We start from the raw sequence: 18,247 nt of genomic DNA, 5'->3' as shown, positions 1-18,247 counted from the left end.
TTTGCATCGATAACCCCCGTATCCGGCGCTTCCGGCGTCGTAAATCCCCTCGCGATGGCCAGTCGCCCTGGGCTAGGGTCGTGCGCTTTGGTGCCTGGGGCGGACGTGTGAAGGGGGAGTGGCTGTGCGGCTATACGCGGTCGTCGCAGCAGGTGGATTCCGGCGCCATGCGACGTATCGGGTGGCGACGGCGGCCGGGGTGTTCACCAACACCGTTTTCGGCTTCATCCTGGCGTACACCTATATCGCCCTGTGGGACGAGCGTCCGCAGCTCGGCGGGTATGACCAGTCGCAAGCGCTCACCTATGTGTGGCTGGGACAGGCGCTGCTGATGACCTGCGCCATGATGGGTGGCGGTTTCGAGGACGAGCTGATCGAGCGGATCCGTACGGGCGACATCGCCATCGACCTCTACCGCCCCGCCGACCTCCAACTCTGGTGGCTCGCGGGGGACCTGGGACGGGCCGCCTTCCATCTGCTGGGACGGGGCATCGTGCCGATGGTGCTCGGCGCCCTGGCGTTCGACCTGGCCCTGCCCGGATCGCCATGGATCTGGGCGGCGTTCCTGCTGTCCGTGGCGCTCGGCGTGGTGGTGAGCTTCGCGGTGCGGTTCCTGGTGTCGCTGTCGGCGTTCTGGCTGATGGACGGCGCCGGGGTGATGCAGATGTGCTGGCTGGCGGGACTCTTCTTCTCCGGGATGCTGCTGCCGCTGAGTCTGTTCCCCGGTCTGCTGGGCGAGGTGGCGCGGGCACTGCCCTGGTCGTCGCTGCTCCAGGTGCCCGCGGACGTGTTCCTCGGCAAGCACACAGGCCGGGACCTGCTCCAGGTGTACGCCTTCCAGGGCGGCTGGGCGCTGGCGCTGCTCGCCGCCGGCCGGATGCTGCAGTCCGTGGCGACCCGCAGGGTGGTGGTTCAGGGTGGCTGACGCGCTGAGGGCCTACGGGCTGATCGTGGCGATGTGGGTGCGCTCGACGATGGCCTACCGCGCGTCGTTCGCGATGACGACGGTCGGGAACTTCACGGCCACCGCGTTCGACTTCGTCGCGATCCTGCTCATGTTCTCCCACGTCGACGCGCTGGGTGGCTACTCGCTGCCCGAGATCGCGTTCCTGTACGGGACCACCAGTACCGCCTTCGGCCTCGCCGACCTGGTGATGGGCTCCATGGACCGGCTCGGACGACGGGTGCGCGACGGCACCCTGGACACCCTGCTGGTGCGGCCCGTGCCGGTCCTCGCGCAGGTCGCCGCCGACCGGTTCGCGCTGCGCCGGCTCGGCCGGGTGACACAGGGTCTGATGGTGCTCGCCTACGCGCTGTGGACGCTCGACGTCGAGTGGACGGCGGCCAAGGCCGCGATGGTGCCGCTGATGCTGCTGTGCGGCGGGGCGATCTTCGCGTCGGTGTTCGTGGCGGGCGGCGCGTTCCAGTTCTTCGCGCAGGACGCGGCCGAGGTGCAGAGCTCCTTCACGTACGGCGGGAACACGTTGCTCCAGTACCCGCCGTCGATCTTCGCGAAGGACCTGGTGCGCGGGGTGACGTTCGTCGTGCCGCTGGCCTTCGTCAACTGGATGCCGTCGCTGTACGTGCTGGGCCGTGAGGATCCGCTCGGCCTGCCCGACTGGTTCGCCCTGCTGCCGCCCGTCGTCGCCGCGGGCTGCCTCGGGCTCGCCGGACTGGCCTGGCGGGTCGGGCTCCGTTCGTACCGCAGTACCGGAAGCTGAGGACACAGTGGATTTCATCGAACTCGACGGCGTCGAGAAGGTCTTCGACGTACGGCGCAAGGTCGGGCGGCTGCGCCGGGAGAAGTACCGGGTGCGGGCCGTCGACGGGATCAGTTTCACCGTCCCGCGCGGCGAGATGGTCGGCTACATCGGCCCGAACGGCGCCGGAAAGTCCACCACGATCAAGATGCTCACCGGCATCCTCACGCCCAGCGGCGGCCGGCTCCGGGTCGCGGGCATCGACCCGTCGCGGGAGCGGACACGGCTGGCGCAGCGGATCGGGGTGGTGTTCGGGCAGCGCACCACCCTGTGGTGGGACCTGCCGCTGCGCGACTCGTACCGCCTCATGCACCGCATGTACCGCATCCCCGACGCAACGTTCCGGCAGAACCTGGACCGCTGCGTGGAACTGCTGGACCTGGCGGCGCTGTTGGATGTGCCGGTGCGTCAGCTCTCGCTGGGGCAGCGGATGCGCGGCGACATCGCCGCGGCGCTGCTGCACGACCCGGAAGTGCTGTACCTGGACGAGCCGACCATCGGTCTCGACGTGATCTCCAAGGCCAAGGTGCGGGGGTTCCTGCGTGACCTGAACGCGGAACGCGGCACGACGGTCCTGCTCACCACGCACGATCTGACCGACATCGAGCAGCTGTGCAAGCGGGTCATGGTCATCGACCACGGGCGGCTCATGTACGACGGGCCCCTGGCCGGGCTGCACGAGGTGGGCGAGAGCGAGCGGACCCTGGTCGTGGACCTGGAGCGGGAACTGCCGCCGATCGAGATCGCGTCGGCGCGGACGCTGAAGGTCGAGGGACCGAGGCAGTGGCTGGCCTTCCCGGCGTCGCTCTCCGCCGCGCCGCTGGTCGCGGCGCTGGCCGAACGGTACCCGCTGGTGGATCTGTCGGTGCGGGAGCCGGACATCGAAGCGGTGATCGCGAAGATGTACGCGGAACGTTCTGCCGGGCCGCTTGCTTGACTAGGCTGGCGGTATGACGAGCGAACTCCCTGAGATGCGTGCCTCCGATGCCGAGAGGGAGCGGGTCGCCGAGCGGTTGCGGGACGCCGTGGCCGAGGGCCGCCTCGACATGGAGGAGTTCGACCAGCGCCTGGACGCGGCCTACCGTGCGCGTACGCACGGCGACTTGGAGCCGCTGGTACGGGATCTGCCGGCACCGGGCGCGGCGTCGGGCGCGGCGTCCACCACGACACCGGCACGCGCCTCCTGGGCCGGCCGCGTCGGCGGCCCGGCGACGTCGAGCGGCGCGTTCTCGTTCTGGGGCGGCTTCTCGCGCCGGGGGACATGGACGGTCGGCCGGAGGTTCACGGCGTTCACGCTGATGGGCGGCGGCGAGCTGGACCTGCGGGAGGCCCGGTTCGAGGACCGCGAGACGGTGATCGACTGTGTCGCGATCATGGGCGGCATCCAGGTCGTCGTCCCGCCCGGCCTGAACGTGGAGGTCAGGGGCATCGGCCTGATGGGCGGCTTCGACGAACACGGCAGCGTGGAGGCGGACCCGGACCCGGGCGCACCCCGCGTGATCATCAGGGGCCTGGCGCTGATGGGCGGCGTGGGCGTGGAACGCAAGCTCACGAGGGCGGAGAAGCAGCGGCTCAAGGCGGAGCGGGCGGAACGGGAGCGCGAGCGGAAGCTCGGCAAGGGTGGCGACGGGCGGAAGGAACTGGGCGGCGGGGCGTGACGCCGCCGGGGCCGCTGCGCGGGGCGTGTTCCCTGCCCGCCCCTTCCCGTGACCGTGGGCTCCTTCCCCCTGCGCCTGGCGGCGTGGGGGACCCCCACCGGACCCCGGCGCCTCAAACGCGGGCGAGGCTGTCTTCGCGGAGCGAATCCGGCCGACCGCAGGCGCCGCGCCCCCACTACAGCGTCGACAGATCCACCGCGCGCCCCATCCGCGCATACCCCGCGTCGCTCGGATGCAGATGGTCCCCTGAGTCGTACAGCGGCAGCAGCCTCCCCGGTGCGTACGGATCGCGCAGCGCGCGGTCGAAGTCGACGACCGCGTCGAAGATGCCGCCCGTACGGATCGCCGTGTTGATCTTCAGGCGCTCGGCGTCGGCCGCGGCCGTGCAGCGGTGGTGGCCGCCGCAGGGCGCCAGCGTGGAGCCGATCACGCGCCAGCCGCGGGCGTGGGCGCGGTCGGCCAGCTCGGTCAGGCCCGCGGTCACGTTGACGGCGGTCGGGGCGTGGGGGGCGCGCAGTACGTCGTTGATGCCGATGGCGACGATCACGGTACGGGCGCCGGACCGGCCCAGCACGTCGCGGTCGAAGCGTTCCAGGGTGCTGGGGCCGCGCCCGTACTCGAGGAGCCGGTTGCCGCTGATGCCCTGGTTGAGGACGCCGTAGCGGCCGCCGAGCCGGTCGGCGAGCACGTCGGGCCAGCGGTTGTCGTGGTCCGGGGTCGCGGTGATGCCGTCGGTGATCGAGTCGCCGACGGCGACGATCGCGCCGCGTGCCTGGGCGGTCAGCACATCGACGGCGGTGACGTGGTGCCAGGAGCGGATCCGCGTCGTGAACGCGTCGCCGCTCTCGTCCTGTGTGAGGTCGCCGTCCGCCAGGTACGACGTCTGGACCGCGTGCGGGTGGCTGGTGACCGGGCCGCCGGGCGCCGGGGTGTGAACGGAGATCAGCAGGTCGCCGTCGTAGGGGATCCGCAGCACGACGGGGTCGCTGACGACCTGACCGCCCGGGTCGACGGTCGCCTCGTGCGCCCCGCCGAAGGTGATCCGGCGCAGGGTGCCCGCCTCGGCTGCGGCCCCGTCGCCCGCGCGCACCGCGAGGGACGCGCCGGTGATCAGCAGCGGCTGTGTGCCGTAGAGGTTGGAGAAGGTGACGCGGGCGGCGGTGCCGCCGATGCTGGTGTGGACGACGTTCCGTACGGAGCGGCCCGCGCGGCCGCTGGGCCCGCCGACGGCGGAGGTGGCCGATGCGGCTGAGACGGGGCTCGCGGACCAGGTGCCGATCCACACCGGCGTCGCGGCCGGGGGCGTACGGACGTCGGGCACCTTCTTGACGGTGCCGACACCGAGGTAGATACCACCGCATATGAGGGCGATCGTGGCCATGAGGGCAGCGAGGTTCACATACCCCTGACGCTTGTTCATGGACACATCATCCGGCATCGCACGGGAACTCGATGTGCCGCCCGGGAGTACCTGATGTAGGGACGAGTGGTAGGGACATTGCGTGCGGACGCAGCACGGACGGGTGGAGCGGATGGAACGTACAGAACCGGATGAGCCGGGCGGCCCCGACCGGGCCGTTCGGGGCGGAGCCGTGGCAGGCGGCGGTGGCCCCGGCGGTGGTCCGGACGGTGGCGCCGGCGGGCCCGGCCGGCCGAAGGGCGGGGTCGCGGCGTCGACGGCGCTGCCCGCCTTCGCGTACACCGAGGCCGACGAGGAGAAGCGGCGCGGTGTGCGGCGGATGAAGATGACCGCCACCGGTCTGCTGCTGGGCGTCGCACTCGTCTTCGTCCTCGCCACCTGGGCGAAGAACGCGGGCCTCGGCGGCTGGGCCGGTTACGTCGCGGCCGCCGCGGAGGCCGGCATGGTCGGCGCGCTCGCCGACTGGTTCGCCGTCACGGCCCTCTTCCGCCACCCCCTCGGCATCCCGATCCCGCACACCGCGATCATCCCGAACAAGAAGGACCAGCTCGGCACCTCCCTCGGCTCGTTCGTCGGCGAGAACTTCCTCTCCGCCGACGTCGTACGCGTCCGGCTGCGGGCGGTCGGCATCGGCAGCCGGCTCGGCGCGTGGCTTGCCCAGCCCGCCCATGCCGACCGCGTCACCGCCGAGTTGTCCACCGCCCTGCGCGGCGCGCTGACCGTGCTGCGCGACTCCGACGTGCAGGCGGTCGTCGGCGAGGCGATCACCCGCCGCGCGGAGGCCGTCGAGATCGCGCCCGGCATAGGGAAGACACTCCAGAAGGTCGTCGCCGACGGTGCGCACCACCGTGCCGTCGACCTGATCTGCACTCGCGCTCACGACTGGCTGATCTTCCACTCCGACTCGGTGATGGACGCGGTCGAGGGCGGCGCCCCCGGCTGGACCCCGCGCTTCGTGGACAAGAAGATCGGCGAGCGCGTCTACAAGGAGCTGCTGCGCTTCGTCACCGAGATGCGCGACATGCCCGGCCATCCCGCGCGCGGGGCGATCGACCGGTTCCTCGGGGACTTCGCCGCCGACCTCGAGTCGGACACGGACACCCGGGCGCGCGTCGAGCGCTTGAAGTCGGAGCTGCTGGCCCGCTCGGAGGTCCAGGACGTGATCGCGTCGGTCTGGTCCTCCGTACGCGCGATGATCATCTCGGCGGCCGAGGACGACCGCAGCGAGCTGCGCCTGCGGGCCCGCGCGTCGCTGCTGTCCCTGGGCTCGCGCCTGGCGACGGACAGCCGGCTCCAGGCGAAGGTGGACGGCTGGGTGGAGGACGCCGCGGTGTACGTCGTGACCACCTACCGAGGCGAGATCACGTCGCTCATCTCGGACACCGTCGCCAGCTGGGACGCGGAGCACACCTCCCGGAAGATCGAGGCGCACATCGGTCGCGACCTGCAGTTCATCCGGATCAACGGCACGGTGGTCGGCGCCCTGGCCGGTCTGCTCATCTACACCGTGGCGCATGCGCTGGGCGCGTGACCGGTCCCTGCCCGACGGTCACGCGCCCAGCGCCTCATGGGGAGGTACGGATGAATACGTGCGGGGTGCGGCCGGCGTTCAGTGCGCGCCGCACCTTCTTCGGATCCCGTCCCGTCGCGCGTGCGGGAGCCCGTCCCTTCACCGGTGCGGGAGCTCGGCCGGCCACGGCCGGGCTCGTCCCCGAACCGGGTCAGCCACTGCGCCGGGTGACCGTCCACGAGGCCAGCGCCACCCCGGCGGCCACCGTGAACACCGCGGGCCAGGCGCCGACCTTCTTGGCGAGCGGGTGCGACCCGGCGAACGCGGCGACGTACGCGGCGCTCAGCCCGGCCGCCGCCTTCGGTCCGGCGTCCTGATGCCATTGCCGGGCGGCCACGGCCCCCGCGGCGGCGAGGGCGACGCCGCCGAGGGGACGCTTCCTGGTCCAGCGGGCGACTCCGTACCCGCCGACGAGTCCGCCTGCCGCCACCGCCGCCGCGGGAACTCTGGCCATTGCTGCCGCCTCTCGCGCTTTCGCTGTCGTCGTGCCGACGTGCCGCCTGTGCCGACGGGGGTTGTCCAAAGGCCGTGACATCGCGCCGCTCCGTCGTCGTTCAGGTCGTTCCGTCGTTCGGTCGTGCCGCTTCGAGCCCAGAACGTCGTCGTCCTAGTGGAAGAGCTGGCCCCTGACCGCACCGTCGGGGAACTCCTCCGTGTGGATGTTGGAGTAGAAGCCCCAAGGGTTGTCACGGATCTCCTTGACCACCGCGGCCTGCTGGTCGTGCAGCCGGCCCGAGACGGCGAACAGGCCCTCCGGTACCGGCTTGTCGAAGAAGCCCAGCACCACGTCGCCGTTCTTGCCGAAGTCGCCCTTGTGGATGTGGGCGGCGGCGGGCGCCTTGATGTCCGCCCAGGCGAGCGAGAAGTCGACGGTCGTTCCCTTGGGGTGCAGGAACGTCACCGCCTTGCCGTCCCGGTCGTTGACCTTCGTCGCGTCGTTGTTGGCGACCTCCTGGGCGCCGTTGGCCAGGGCGCGCAGCTTGCCGCCCTTGATGATGTGGAGCGGGTTGATGTTCTCGTGGAGCTGCTTCAGTTGGCCGCGTACGGCCCCGCCGGGGAACTCCTCGCTGTGCAGGTTCATGTAGAACCCGGAGGGATGCTCGGTCAGGCTCTTGGCGAGCGCCGCGTCGGTGAGGGTCGTGTGCCCTGCCGCCGAATGCAGCGACTCGGGCATCGCGGTGCCGAACAGCGGCACCTTCACATCGCCGTTCTGTCCGGCGGCGCCCTCGTGGATGTGGCCCTGGCTGGGGACGAAGCCCTGCCACTGCATCGCGAAGACCACCCGGTCGCCCTTCACCTGCATCAGGGCGACCGCCTTCCCGTCCGGGTCGTTCACGGCCGCCCCGCTCGCGTCGGGCACCTCGTGCGCGCCGGTCATGACGACGGCGAAGGTGACGGCCTTGCCGTGGCTGGGTTTGGTGAACGTGGCAGCGGTGTGTGCGCTGCTTCGTCCGCCTTCGTGGCTGTCGTGCGCGACGGCTGGGACGACACCGGCCACGGCCAGCACGAGGGCGGCGGCCGGCACGGCGAGAGTGCGCTTGTGCATTGCGGATGAACCTCTCATTCTGGGCCGACCGGTCGTGGTCGGTCGGGGTCTTGTACGCGTCGCCCGGGCGGCCCGTTCAAATGAGGAATCCGCTGAATCCGATTGAACAGCCGGTCAGTTGGGGCCGTACCACCCGCCGTACGCACAGCTGTTCACACACTCGGAAGCCGAGGGACACCACCATGCGCAGCACCCGGAACCCTGGCCGCACCAAGGCCCTGATCGCAGCCCCGCTGATGGCGCTGGCGCTGCTCACCGTGACCGCGTGCGAGGATTCAGGCGGCTCGGGCTCGTCGTACGGAGCGGGTGCGGCCGGGAAGCCGGCGGACCAGCAGCAGGGCGAGTCCCCGGCGGGAGCCCCGGCGGAGGCGCCGGCGGAGGAGCAGCCCGCCGCCGACGGGTCCGCGGACGCGGCGGCGCCGAAGCAGCCGCCCGCCCCCTCCATCTCGATCAGGACCGCGGAGACGGACCTCGGCACGATCCTCGTCGACGACCAGGGCCGCACGCTGTACGGATTCACCAAGGACAAGCCGGGCCAGGCCAACTGCGACTCCGACTGCATCGCGGTCTGGCCGGCGCTGATCTCCGCCAAGGACGTGACGGCCGGAGAGGGCACGGACGCGTCGCTGCTGAAGGAGATCAAGCTCGGCGCGGGCGCGGAGCAGGCGGTCTACGGCGACTGGCCGCTGTACTACTACGTGGGCGACGTGACGGCCGGCGACGTGAACGGCCAGGGGCTGGACGGCGAGTGGTTCGTGGTCGCGGCGGACGGGAAGCTCATCAAGTCACAGGCGTGACGGGCAGGCTGCCCGCGCATCGCCTTCCGCTTCCTGAGGTCCGGTCAGGCTTCGCCCCGGGTGAAGCGTGAGAGCAGGGCACGCCCGCGGCCCGCGGTCGCACCCGCGGCTGCCGACGCGCGGAGTTGTCGCCATGTGGCACGGGGGCAGCGGCCCTGAGGGCGGGACTTGAGGAAGTCGGCGTAGGGGACCGGACGCGGGGGGACACCGATCTCCACCCAGTGGTCACGACCGGATACATGGTCCCAGCCCGCGTTGGGGATGCGGATGTGGTCCGTGCGGTCGTCCTTGTTCTTCGAGGTGATCTGGAGAACCTCCGCGTGGCCGGCGCGCGTCCGCAGGACCACGCAGTAGTGCTGCGCCGCCTGGTCCGACTCCCGGTACGGGACCATCGCGAGCCACACCTCGCCGCGGGCGGGGCGGCGGCCCGGCCGGCTGCCGGGGGCACGGTTCGCGTGGGCCGCGTCCCACCAGCGGATGCCGCGGTGGACGAGGAACGCGGCCACGCCCGTCGCGCCGCTCACGGCGAGGCCGCGGATGTTCCAGTACGGCGAGTCGACCTGCGCCTCTGCCCAAAGCATCGCGGACCAGCAGGCGCCCAGATAGAGGGCGGTGCGGCCGAGGACCACCCACCATACGAACCGCCGGCTCCGGCCCGAGAACAGGGCGAGGACGGTGGCCGTGACCACGGAGACGGCGTACACGGAGAGGTACTGGCCCGCCCCGCTCAGCTTCTGGGGCGGCGTCTGGACCGACAAGAGATCGGGCATGAGCACCGGCTGCGCCAGCAGACTGCCGACGACGACGCACACCACCAGTATCAAGAAGCCCGCGCAGCCGATCCCCGCGCAGGACGTGTCATCACGTCGGGCCACAGCCCTCCCCCTGATCCCCGCGTTCCCGCGTCGGCCGCGTTCCCGTCTTCCCCGATCGGAAGGTTAGGGCAAGAGGAGGGCCCGGCGGAGGAGTTCTCGGCAGCCGGACCAGGCCCGGTGCCGGCGTCTTCGGCGGCGGGGACGTCCGTTCCGGAGTTCTTGGCACCTGGGGCGTTCGGTGCCGGGAGCCCTCCGGCCCCGGTCGTGCTGCCCGGGTGCCTACGGCAGCTCCGCCAGGAACTCCCGTACGGCGATGGCGAACTCTGCCGGAGCAGTGTCGTGGACCGTGTGGCCGGTGGGCAGTGACACGAGCCGGGTGTTCTTGCGGCGGGCGGTCATGGCCGCCGCGTGCTCCGCGCCGAGCACATCGCTGTCCGTCCCGTGGACGAGCAGGGCGGGGCAGTCGCTCGCCAGCCAGTCGTCCCAGTGGTCGCCCCGGACATGTCCGTGCGAGGCGACCATGTCCTGCGGGTCGAAGGCGAGGCCCCAGCCGTCCGGGTGCTCCCGTACGGCGTCCGCCAGGTATCGGACGGAGTCCCCGAGAGCCTCGACCAGGGCCGCGCGGGTCGGCGCCCGACGCGGCCAGGACAGGCAGAACGACAGGTCGTCGGCCACGACCGCGCCTACGTCCTCGATGACGAGTGCGCGCACCGACTGCGGGTGGCGGGCCGCGAGCTGGTACGCGTTGAGGCCGCCCAGCGAGTGCCCGAGCACCACGACTCCGTCCAGCCCGAGGTGCTCGAGAAGCGCCGCCGCGTCCCGTACGTAGCCGTCCCGGTCGTACTCGGGTGTCCGGTCCGACCGGCCGTGGCCGCGCTGGTCCAGGGCGATGACCCGCCAGTCGGGGGCGAGCGCGGCAGCCAGAGCGGTGAACGTACGGCCTTCGCAGAAGTGGCCGTGCAGGGCGAGCAGCGGCCGGCCCGGCCCCCCGAAGTCCAGGTACGACAGCCGGTGCCCGCCCGCGTCGAACGCCCGGCGCTCCGGCTCGCCTGTCTCGGGTGCTGCGCGCTCCGGCTTGTCTGCGCCGACTGCTTGGGGCGTGTCCGGCTCGCCCGTCTCGGGTGCCGCGCGCTCCGGCTTGTCCGCCGATGGGTCCGGGAAGAGACCGGGCAGTCGCGCGGCGACCCGGACGCGCAGCAGCTGGTACTCCTTCCACCGCCGCCGTGTCCGGCCCGCGGGCCGCTGGACGGTCCGCGCGGCCGTGACCGTCTGGCCCAGGCGGAACTGCTCGCGTGTGAGGTCCACCTCGAAGCCGCCGGGCAGGCGGTTCCACCAGTGGAAGCCCTGCGGTTCACCCGCCAGGTGAACCTCGCCGACCACGAGCTCCCCTCCGAGAAGGTCGTGCACGACGAGCGCCGTTATGTCGCAGTGCCCCCACGCGGGGTTGTCGGCGCTCCACCCGGCGCGCTCCTCGTCGTCGGGGGAGCAGGTGTCGGCCGCCCAGGAGGCGCGCAGAGCGTTTTCGATACCCGTCAGGGTGTGCGGTGCCATGCGATGCAGGATGCCGCAGGGCACTGACAATGCCCGGGGCGGGCGGTCCACCTGCTGAGCCGACGCGGAACCCTCAACGTCGGGACCGGGTGTCCACCTGCACCAACGCGTGGGTGCCGCTGGTGCGCCATGCCTCCCCTCTCGCCTCGAGAGCGGCCAGGACGTCGCGGTCCAGGCCGGTGATCACGTCCGACTTCAAGGTGCGCAACGCCGCGACCGGGCCCGGGAAGTACGCCGTCCTCTCCGCGAAAGGCGTTGTCGGGGACCACAGTTGGTCCCCGACGAGGCGCCGGTAGTTCAGGTCGCCCTTCAGGACCGTCACGGTGGCGGCCGCGAACTGCTCCCGCAGATCGTCGGGCATCGCGCTGTACGGGAACGGAGCGCAGAAGAACTCGTGCGCGCGGATCGTCAGCCGCCCGGCGGCCGTCGCGGCCCACAGGCGTCGGCCGATCTCTGCGGCGTAGCCGGCCGCGGGCGCGTGCGTGAGCCGGCGCAGGCTGTCGACGACGTCCGACATGGTCGCGTCGGAGATGTAGTACGGGTGCGGCTTCACATGGAGGACCACCTCCGCGGCCCGCTCCGAGTGCAGAAGGTGGTCGATGAGGACGAGGTCGGGGATGAGTTCCCGGCCTGCGTTGTCCGCGACGAGGTGCACGGTCGCCGCGCCGCCGGGCGGCAGGAGGGCCCACAGCCCCGCACTCTCGTCGGCGACCAGACCCGTGTCCGGGCCGGCGGCCGTCGACTCGTGGGCGCCACCGGAGTCGATACGGAAGCCGAGATCGGCGCGGTTGCCCCACAGGGACCCCAGGAGGAGTGCGGGCGCCTGGACGTCGGCGGGCCGCCCGGACAGTTCGTCGAGGGCGGCGAGCTCCTCGTCGACCAGCTTGCCTGCCAGTTCGGCGGCCTTGAAGGGACCGAAGGGATCGATGCCCTGCCAGGGGCCGGGGGTGAAGTAGCCGAGGGCGCCGAGGAGTTTGCGGTAGAAGAAGCTCTCGGCCCACAGGAACGGCACGTCGAACCAGGACCGGCCGAAGTACCCCCGCCCCCACGCGGCCCACCGCTCATGGTCGTGCGCGTCCGCGTCGAGCGGCTCGATCACGCCCTCCGTCGCCTCGGCGAGCAGCGCGTCGAGGGCGGCGTGCTGCGCGGGCGCGAGGGGAAACGCGTCCCGCACCTGCTGGATGAGCACCGGGTGCCGTTCGGCCAGGACGGCCCAGGCGAACGAGCCGGGTTCGCTGCTCACGATCACGGGGCCGGGGGGCGGCGCGGAGGCGCCGGGTGCGCCGGGTACGCGGGGTGTGTCGGCGTCGTTCGCGGGCATCGGGTTCACGTACTCCTCAATCGTCAGGGGCGACCGGGACCGGTGCGGGCGGACCGGGCCTGTGCGGGGCCGCCTGCAGGCCCCTGGCATCGCGCCGTCTCGCGTTTCCGGCACGGGGCGACCGTACCCGCCGTGCGCCGGACCGCGCGCACACCGACCGGCCCGCTGCCGCAGCGTCAGCCGTGACTGGCAGGCTTGGCGCGTGCTGATCGAGGGATACGACGAGGACACCCCGGACCCGCTCGTACCGGGCGAGGAATTGCTGGCGCTGCCCGGCTTCTGGGCGACGCATCTGATGTGGCTGTGCGAGGGGGAGGAGGACGCGCCGCCGGAGTGGTTCGGCACGGACGCGGCCGACGCGGACACGGCGTACGACCGGGTGTCGGACGAGGAGCGGTGGCCCGTCTTCCGCGTCCCGTTCGCATACGGGCACACCGCGGTCATGCTCTACCGCAACTTCGCGGACGACCCCGGAATGGAGTGGTTCGTCACCCACCCCGAGTGGGGCGGACGCCACGGCTTCCTGGCGACCGTCGACGGCCACGACGCCGGACCCGGTCTGGCCTGGCGGGAGTTGATCCACATCGCCGCCACCCCCGACCTCGCGGCGCCCGGCGTCCACGATCCGCACGCCAGGCTGCTGCTCCTGCTGCCCGCTCTCGGTGACGCGGACCTGCCCGCCGGGGCACCGGACGTGGTCGCCGAGGCGCTGACCTCCGTCGGCGCACCGGCCGGCGACGCGCGGCGCGTCGCTTCGGCGTTGCTGGGGGACCATCCCATATGGGGGCCCGCCCAATGGGCACTGCCAAGGGATTCGGCCGCCGTACGCGGTGGCGTGGCCGCCGGCGACCTGCTGGACGGTCCAGGGGGCGGGGCTGTGGGCGGCATGGTGAGTGGCGCTGTGAGCGGCTCCGTCGGGGAGGCGTTCGAGGGCATCCTGTTCTGTGACGGCCCTCAGAGCCCCCGCTTCGGGATGCGCCTCGGCCAGGGCATCACGCGAGAACAGAGCGACCGGCTGGCACGGGCCTTGGGCACGTGGCCGGAGTGAGTCGGCGGTTGCGTCGTCGGGAGGGTTCGATCGCTCCGTCCACCGCCGGCTGCCCGCAGCGCCGCAATCGTCGCGCTAGAGGACGTCGGCCAGCAGCACGACGGCCGGAGGCAGCGCCTGCCCGAGCGAGCCGCGCCACAGCTTGGGGTCGGAGACGAAGAGCATGATTCCGCCGCCGATCATGAAGAACGACACGTAGATGATCAGCGTGCGGCCGACCGTCTCGTGCCCCAGGTGCAGCGCGACGAACCCGGCGATCAGGCCGAGGGCGAGGAACAGGTTGTAGAAGCCGACGTTGAACCGCCACAGCCGCACCTCCGGCGCGTCCGCCGTGCTGCCCGTGAGCAGGACCCGCACCTGCGGGCGACCGTAGAGGAAGCTCTCCAGTGGCCACACGGCGACATGGACGGCCGCGGCGACGAGCACGAAGACCTGGCTGACGACGTTCATACGGCTCATCGTCCGCCGCGCCCCTGCGGCCGGGAAGCCGACACTCTGCCGATTCACCCGGCGTCGGCGCGGCGACCTGGCGGCGCGGCGGTCGGCTTTGCCCGGCGGGTACGCGCGGCGCGCAGCGAGTCGGCGGTCGGCGTTGCCCGGCGGTGTGCTGCGCGCGGCGGCCGGTGAGACGGGTATCGCCTGTCCCGGCGGCCGCGGGCGTGGTGCACGCCGCCGGATCTGCGGGCGTAACGACCGCCGACCCGCGCTTCCTAGGTCCCGCTCCCCGGGTCCCGCTTCACAGAGGCAGCTTGAACCCGTCGTGGCTCCTGACGAATCCCATTGATCTGTAGAAACGGTGGGCCTCGACACGGCGTTTGTCGCTGGTCAGTTGCACCAGCGTGCAGCCGCGGCCACGCGCCCGGTCGATGGCCCGGACGAGCAGCTCACGCCCGAGCCCGCCGCCGCGCCGGTCGGCCCGTACCCGGACCGCCTCGATCAACGCACGCTCCTCGCCATGGCGCCCCAGGCCCGGGATGTACGTGAGTTGGAGGCAGCCGAGGACCGTACCGTCCCCCTCGTCCAGGACCATCATCTCGTTGCGCCCGTCGGAGTCGATGGCCTCGAAGGCGTCGGCGTATGCCTCGTCCACCTTGATCGTGCGGGGGTCGATCACCTTGTCCTCGTCTGTCAGGAGAGCGATGATCGCGGCCAGGTCGGAGCGCGTCGCGGTACGGAAGATCACGCCGGGGAGCATGGCAGGCAGGACAGCGGATCGAACAACCGGGGCACGGTCGCGGTCGCGGCGGTTCTCTCCGCCCGAGTCCGTGCGGCAGGAAGCCGCGCTGATGCGGGCATGGGGCGCGGGCCGCGGCGAGCTGGAGCGGATGCCGTTCGACGAGCGTGCGCGGCTCGCGGAGCGGTAGCGCACCGGCCGTCTCGCACAGTGGGCCGAACTGATCGGCCGCTTCCGGCGGATGGCCGAAGGCGAACGTGCCCACATGGTGGAGAACGCCGCGGGGAACTGGTCGGCGTCACACTCGGCAGCGACCTCTCCCGCGTCGTCCCTTCCGAACCGGAGCGGCGAAGAACCTGCCGGGGGAGGAGTTCAACGGCGCCGCCCGCAGGCGCCCTTGGCTGAATCGGCGAGGTGGTATCACCTCAGTCGACCTCAGCGCAGGCTTTCGTGATCTCCGTCATCAGGGCCGCAGGCGTACGCCAAGATGTGCCGCCAAAGCTGGTGTGGCACATGCGGTGGCAGTTGGCGCAGAGCAGTGCCAAGTCATCGATGCGTGTCTTGCGGGGGCCCGAAATATGCAGAGGAAGGCTGTGATGAACTTCGATGTAGCCCTCGCCGAGTCGACCGTAGTGAAGGCCGAAATCAAAGCGGCACACCTCGCACTCAAGCGGGTCTCCCAGCCGCAATACGTCATCGATCTTTCGCCGCCGCAACTTGGGGCTCCTCTCGCGCGAGAGCGCCCACCGGGCGAGCAGCCTGCCTTCGAGTGCCGTCGTACCGTCCTCGGCCACCTCGTCGGGCTGCGGCTCAACAAGTGCCAGCTGACCAGAGCTGACCCCCTCCTCCACCGCGCGGGCGGCAATGAGCATCTCCTTCTCGTGCTCAATGAACGCGCGGATAACCGCGTGATCCAAGGATCCGCCCTTGGTTGCCTTGCCTCGGTATGCGGGGTGGTTCGTCGCCAGATCAGTGGTCTTGCGGCTCACGCTGCCGACAGACCGGTAAGAGGGCAGCTCCGCAGCCACTCCCTCGTGGAGCGGCAGTGATCGGAGCAGCTCAGAAAGCTCCAGCACAGCCGCGTCTCCGGTTCGGAGCTCGCGCCAGCCGTTCTCCACGACCAGCGCGCAGGCCAACATCAGCTCATCCCAGGTCCACACAGGGCTACGCATAAGGAATATCGTATAAGCGTACGTCTATGCCTGGGATCGGCGGATTCCGGAGAGTGCTGCACACCGATGAGTTCTCGGTGGTCAGAGGGGGTCTGTCGCTCCGCATGCGCCATCCTTGATGGCGTGACCCGTCCACCCATCGTTCCCTCCTCGACCGGCGTCTCGGCCCGTATGAGCCGACAGGCGAGGAAGGACACCGACCCCGAGATGGCCGTGCGGCGCCTGCTGTACGCCGCCGGCCTGCGGTACCGCCTGCAACGACGCGTGCCCGGGATGGCTCGAAGGACCATCGACATCGCCTTTCCCGGGCTCCGTATCGCTGTGTTCATGGACGGCTGCTTCTGGCACGGCTGCCCGCAGCACGCGACGAGCCCGAAGGCGAACGCCTCGTGGTGGCGGACGAAGCTGGACAAGAACATCGCCCGGGACATCGAGACGACCAAGCACCTGGAGGACGCGGGCTGGGTCGTCCTGCGCTTCTGGGAGCACGAGACGCCCGCCCAGGTGGCGGATCGGATCGCCGAGGAGATCGACCGCGCACGGGCCGGTCGCCGGCCGCATCCCAGGACGCTGGGCCGCTGATCCGACGGTTGCCGGCACCACGGGAACCCGGGTGGGCGTCTCCGGGTCGGTGGCAACCGAGTGCCTGGCGCCGCGCGAGGCGTGGCCGCCGGTTGTCCTTCTGAGTCTGAAGCCGCTTTGTTGCAGCGGTAGTTGTGCCCAGCAGCCGTCGACGTAGGCTCCGGCCGCACGCGTGTAGTTGCGTAGCTCGCGCTCGACGGATTGTCGGCCTTCGATCTCGCCATTCCCTGACAGGTGTTCACGCTCGCCACCCACCCTGACGGTTCTCCCGCCTACGACGTGCGGGTCTGCGCCGACCGGGTCGTCACGGCGAGTGCCGGGCCCGTGCAGCCGTTCAAGCTCTCGTCCCCGTACCGGTGGGACTCCGCCCTCGAAGAACGCGGGTACGGCGCTCGGTTCGAAGGCGATCGCAGACCGGGTCGCCGACGCGGTGCGGGACAAGGGCTTCGCCCCGCGGGTGGAGCGGGTCGTGATCCCCGCCTACGCCGACCGGCCCAGCGGGACGCTGGGCTGGACCGTGCGGGTCGGACGGTACGCGGCCGAGGCGGAGGCGGCGGCGGTGCTGAGCCAGGTCCGGGCGGCCGGGTTCGCGGGGGGCACCCGCTACACCCCGCAGGACGGCAACGACATCGGCGCACCGCAGAAGGTGCACGTACTGCGCGTTGACTTCCGCACGTTCGACGGCACCGTGGGCACCGACTTCGGACCGGCGCTGAACGGTACGGAGAAGCTGACCGACCTCATGGCCGCGACCGGAGCGACAGCCGGCGTCAACGGCCAGTGGTTCTACAACAGCGCCCCCGGCGGCCTGTACGTCAAGGACGGCAAGCTGCTCGGCTCCGCGACCCAGGGCCGCGGCGGCGTGAAGATCACCCGCGGGGGCCGTTCGGTCGACGTGGACACTTTCACGGCGCATGTGACGCTGCGGGCCGGTGGCGACACGGTCGAGATCGACGGTGTCAACCGTGTGCCCGGAGACGTCTGGAACTGCGGTGGTGTGGGCGGCGACCTGCCCACCGAGAAGCCCCAGCACGACCTGCGGTGCACGGACAACAGCGAACTGGTCCGGTTCACGCCGGAGTTCGGCAGGCCGCCGACCGGCGCCGGGGCCGAGGTGGTGCTTGACGCGACGGGCAGGGTGACCGCGGTGAACACGTCGCGCGGCGCGGCGGTGCCCGACGGCGGGTCGACCGTCCAGGCCATCGGGGACCGGGCCGGCTGGCTGCTCGAGCACGCCACGGTCGGCACGAGGCTGACGGTCACCGAACGGGTGGAGGACAGCCGGGGCCGCAGGGTCGCGCTCACCCCGGACACGACGATCCTCCAGGTCGGTCCGACCTTGGTACGGGACGGGAGGGTCTCGGTCAACGCCGCGGCGGACGGTCTGATCCGTGAGGGCACGGACCGGACCTTCACCTACAACTGGACCGTGCGCAGCAACCCGCGCTCGATGATCGGCGTCGACTGGCGGGGTCGGATGATGCTCGTGGTCGTCGACGGCCGGCAGGCCGGGTACAGCGAGGGCCTCGGCATCGCGGCGACCGCCCAGCTCATGAGGGCGCTCGGCGCGCGTGAGGCACTGAACCTCGACGGCGGGGGATCCAGCGTCATGGCGACCGCCGACTCCGGCATCGTCAACCGGCCGTCGGACGCCGCCGGTCAGCGTCCGCTCGGGAACGTGCTCCTCGTCCGCCCCTGACCCACCGGCCCGAACCCGGCCCGCCCCCGGTCGCGGACACGACAGGACCCGGTGATGTACCTGGCACTGGCCCCGGCCCCGACGGGACGCGGACCCAGGCCAGGACCGCCCCGTCCCGAACCCGGACCGAGCCC

The 18,247-nt window shown here is 71.4% G+C and carries 18 protein-coding genes and 2 pseudogenes; 10 read left to right on the top strand and 10 right to left on the bottom strand.

Annotated features, from left to right (window positions below; all coding sequences use genetic code 11):
- Positions 1-124: 124 nt before the first annotated feature.
- Genes MDN94_RS03230 through MDN94_RS03215 form a run of 4 tightly spaced genes read left to right on the top strand, consistent with a single transcriptional unit; the run spans position 125 to position 3,418 of the window.
- Positions 125-925, top strand: coding sequence for an ABC transporter permease (locus MDN94_RS03230; protein WP_482726988.1), 801 nt, complete (start codon positions 125-127; stop codon positions 923-925).
- The gene (locus tag MDN94_RS03225; protein ID WP_482724470.1) at positions 918-1,721 is read left to right on the top strand and encodes an ABC transporter permease; all 804 of its coding nucleotides are present in this window, start codon (positions 918-920) and stop codon (positions 1,719-1,721) included. Before MDN94_RS03230 ends, MDN94_RS03225 begins: the two co-directional genes overlap by 8 nt.
- Positions 1,722-1,728: 7 nt before the next feature.
- Positions 1,729-2,697, top strand: coding sequence for an ABC transporter ATP-binding protein (locus MDN94_RS03220; RefSeq protein ID WP_482724469.1), 969 nt, complete (start codon positions 1,729-1,731; stop codon positions 2,695-2,697).
- A gap of 13 nt (positions 2,698-2,710) precedes the next feature.
- A complete protein-coding gene (locus MDN94_RS03215) occupies positions 2,711-3,418 on the top strand; it encodes a DUF1707 SHOCT-like domain-containing protein (protein ID WP_482724468.1) in 708 nt (235 codons plus the stop codon).
- A 175-nt stretch (positions 3,419-3,593) separates the two neighbouring features.
- Here MDN94_RS03215 and MDN94_RS03210 read toward each other — a convergent pair whose 3' ends face one another.
- Entirely contained in the window at positions 3,594-4,838 is a 1,245-nt protein-coding gene (locus MDN94_RS03210) for an SGNH/GDSL hydrolase family protein (RefSeq protein ID WP_482724467.1), read from the bottom strand.
- A gap of 112 nt (positions 4,839-4,950) precedes the next feature.
- On the opposite strand from MDN94_RS03210, the gene MDN94_RS03205 reads away from it, so the two are divergent.
- Positions 4,951-6,369: a DUF445 domain-containing protein gene (locus tag MDN94_RS03205; RefSeq protein WP_482724466.1), complete on the top strand. Its 1,419-nt coding sequence runs from the start codon at positions 4,951-4,953 to the stop codon at positions 6,367-6,369.
- Positions 6,370-6,559: 190 nt separating this feature from the next.
- Here the strand turns inward: MDN94_RS03205 and MDN94_RS03200 are convergent, their stop codons facing one another.
- Together MDN94_RS03200 and MDN94_RS03195 are read right to left on the bottom strand one after the other, a co-directional pair.
- Positions 6,560-6,862, bottom strand: coding sequence for a hypothetical protein (locus MDN94_RS03200; RefSeq protein WP_441265523.1), 303 nt, complete (start codon positions 6,860-6,862; stop codon positions 6,560-6,562).
- Between the two features lie 153 nt (positions 6,863-7,015).
- A complete protein-coding gene (locus tag MDN94_RS03195) occupies positions 7,016-7,954 on the bottom strand; it encodes a CHRD domain-containing protein (protein WP_482724465.1) in 939 nt (312 codons plus the stop codon).
- A 182-nt stretch (positions 7,955-8,136) separates the two neighbouring features.
- Between MDN94_RS03195 and MDN94_RS03190 the strand changes: the two genes are divergently transcribed.
- Entirely contained in the window at positions 8,137-8,751 is a 615-nt protein-coding gene (locus MDN94_RS03190; protein WP_482724464.1) for a COG4315 family predicted lipoprotein, read from the top strand.
- Between the two features lie 44 nt (positions 8,752-8,795).
- On the opposite strand, the gene MDN94_RS03185 is transcribed toward MDN94_RS03190, so the two are convergent.
- The 4 genes and pseudogenes from MDN94_RS03185 to MDN94_RS03170 form a co-directional block, all read right to left on the bottom strand.
- Positions 8,796-9,626, bottom strand: coding sequence for a type II toxin-antitoxin system PemK/MazF family toxin (locus tag MDN94_RS03185; RefSeq protein WP_482724463.1), 831 nt, complete (start codon positions 9,624-9,626; stop codon positions 8,796-8,798).
- Between the two features lie 219 nt (positions 9,627-9,845).
- Positions 9,846-10,574 (bottom strand): alpha/beta fold hydrolase, encoded by a 729-nt coding sequence (locus MDN94_RS03180; RefSeq protein WP_482726987.1) that lies wholly within the window; start codon positions 10,572-10,574, stop codon positions 9,846-9,848.
- A gap of 174 nt (positions 10,575-10,748) precedes the next feature.
- Positions 10,749-11,117 (bottom strand): annotated as a pseudogene (locus tag MDN94_RS03175) (YunG family protein); the annotation flags it as partial.
- A 73-nt stretch (positions 11,118-11,190) separates the two neighbouring features.
- A complete protein-coding gene (locus tag MDN94_RS03170; protein ID WP_482724462.1) occupies positions 11,191-12,438 on the bottom strand; it encodes a damage-control phosphatase ARMT1 family protein in 1,248 nt (415 codons plus the stop codon).
- Between the two features lie 202 nt (positions 12,439-12,640).
- On the opposite strand from MDN94_RS03170, the gene MDN94_RS03165 reads away from it, so the two are divergent.
- Complete coding sequence (locus MDN94_RS03165; protein WP_482724461.1) at positions 12,641-13,486, top strand: hypothetical protein; 846 nt, start codon at positions 12,641-12,643, stop codon at positions 13,484-13,486.
- A gap of 75 nt (positions 13,487-13,561) precedes the next feature.
- Here the strand turns inward: MDN94_RS03165 and MDN94_RS03160 are convergent, their stop codons facing one another.
- Together MDN94_RS03160 and MDN94_RS03155 are read right to left on the bottom strand one after the other, a co-directional pair.
- Positions 13,562-13,936, bottom strand: a complete 375-nt coding sequence (locus MDN94_RS03160) for a DUF1304 domain-containing protein (protein ID WP_482724460.1) — start codon at positions 13,934-13,936, stop codon at positions 13,562-13,564.
- A 286-nt stretch (positions 13,937-14,222) separates the two neighbouring features.
- Positions 14,223-14,669 carry a GNAT family N-acetyltransferase gene (locus tag MDN94_RS03155; protein WP_482724459.1) on the bottom strand — a complete coding sequence of 149 codons (447 nt, stop codon included), beginning with the start codon at positions 14,667-14,669 and terminating at the stop codon, positions 14,223-14,225.
- Between the two features lie 76 nt (positions 14,670-14,745).
- Here MDN94_RS03155 and MDN94_RS03150 point away from each other — a divergent pair.
- A pseudogene (locus MDN94_RS03150) lies at positions 14,746-14,999 on the top strand (hypothetical protein); the annotation flags it as partial.
- An 86-nt stretch (positions 15,000-15,085) separates the two neighbouring features.
- Here MDN94_RS03150 and MDN94_RS03145 read toward each other — a convergent pair.
- Positions 15,086-15,832: an HNH endonuclease gene (locus MDN94_RS03145; RefSeq protein ID WP_482724458.1), complete on the bottom strand. Its 747-nt coding sequence runs from the start codon at positions 15,830-15,832 to the stop codon at positions 15,086-15,088.
- Positions 15,833-16,003: 171 nt separating this feature from the next.
- Here MDN94_RS03145 and MDN94_RS03140 point away from each other — a divergent pair, with 171 nt between their 5' ends.
- Together MDN94_RS03140 and MDN94_RS03135 are read left to right on the top strand one after the other, a co-directional pair.
- A complete protein-coding gene (locus MDN94_RS03140; protein ID WP_482726986.1) occupies positions 16,004-16,414 on the top strand; it encodes a very short patch repair endonuclease in 411 nt (136 codons plus the stop codon).
- A 313-nt stretch (positions 16,415-16,727) separates the two neighbouring features.
- Complete coding sequence (locus tag MDN94_RS03135; RefSeq protein WP_482724457.1) at positions 16,728-18,113, top strand: phosphodiester glycosidase family protein; 1,386 nt, start codon at positions 16,728-16,730, stop codon at positions 18,111-18,113.
- Positions 18,114-18,247 lie beyond the last annotated feature (134 nt).

Source organism: Streptomyces sp. WAC00040 (assembly GCF_056835925.1).
This window is presented reverse-complemented; position numbering and strand designations above follow the sequence as displayed.

Bases quoted from the DNA above. Each gene is read 5' to 3' on its own strand.
- MDN94_RS03215 (WP_482724468.1), top strand. From the start codon at position 2,711: ATGACGAGCGAACTCCCTGAGATGCGTGCCTCCGATGCCGAGAGGGAG.
- MDN94_RS03160 (WP_482724460.1), bottom strand. From the start codon at position 13,936: ATGAACGTCGTCAGCCAGGTCTTCGTGCTCGTCGCCGCGGCCGTCCAT.
- MDN94_RS03210 (WP_482724467.1), bottom strand. From the start codon at position 4,838: ATGAACAAGCGTCAGGGGTATGTGAACCTCGCTGCCCTCATGGCCACG.
- MDN94_RS03195 (WP_482724465.1), bottom strand. From the start codon at position 7,954: ATGCACAAGCGCACTCTCGCCGTGCCGGCCGCCGCCCTCGTGCTGGCC.
- MDN94_RS03190 (WP_482724464.1), top strand. From the start codon at position 8,137: ATGCGCAGCACCCGGAACCCTGGCCGCACCAAGGCCCTGATCGCAGCC.
- MDN94_RS03140 (WP_482726986.1), top strand. From the start codon at position 16,004: ATGAGCCGACAGGCGAGGAAGGACACCGACCCCGAGATGGCCGTGCGG.
- MDN94_RS03205 (WP_482724466.1), top strand. From the start codon at position 4,951: ATGGAACGTACAGAACCGGATGAGCCGGGCGGCCCCGACCGGGCCGTT.
- MDN94_RS03145 (WP_482724458.1), bottom strand. From the start codon at position 15,832: ATGCGTAGCCCTGTGTGGACCTGGGATGAGCTGATGTTGGCCTGCGCG.
- MDN94_RS03170 (WP_482724462.1), bottom strand. From the start codon at position 12,438: ATGCCCGCGAACGACGCCGACACACCCCGCGTACCCGGCGCACCCGGC.
- MDN94_RS03200 (WP_441265523.1), bottom strand. From the start codon at position 6,862: ATGGCCAGAGTTCCCGCGGCGGCGGTGGCGGCAGGCGGACTCGTCGGC.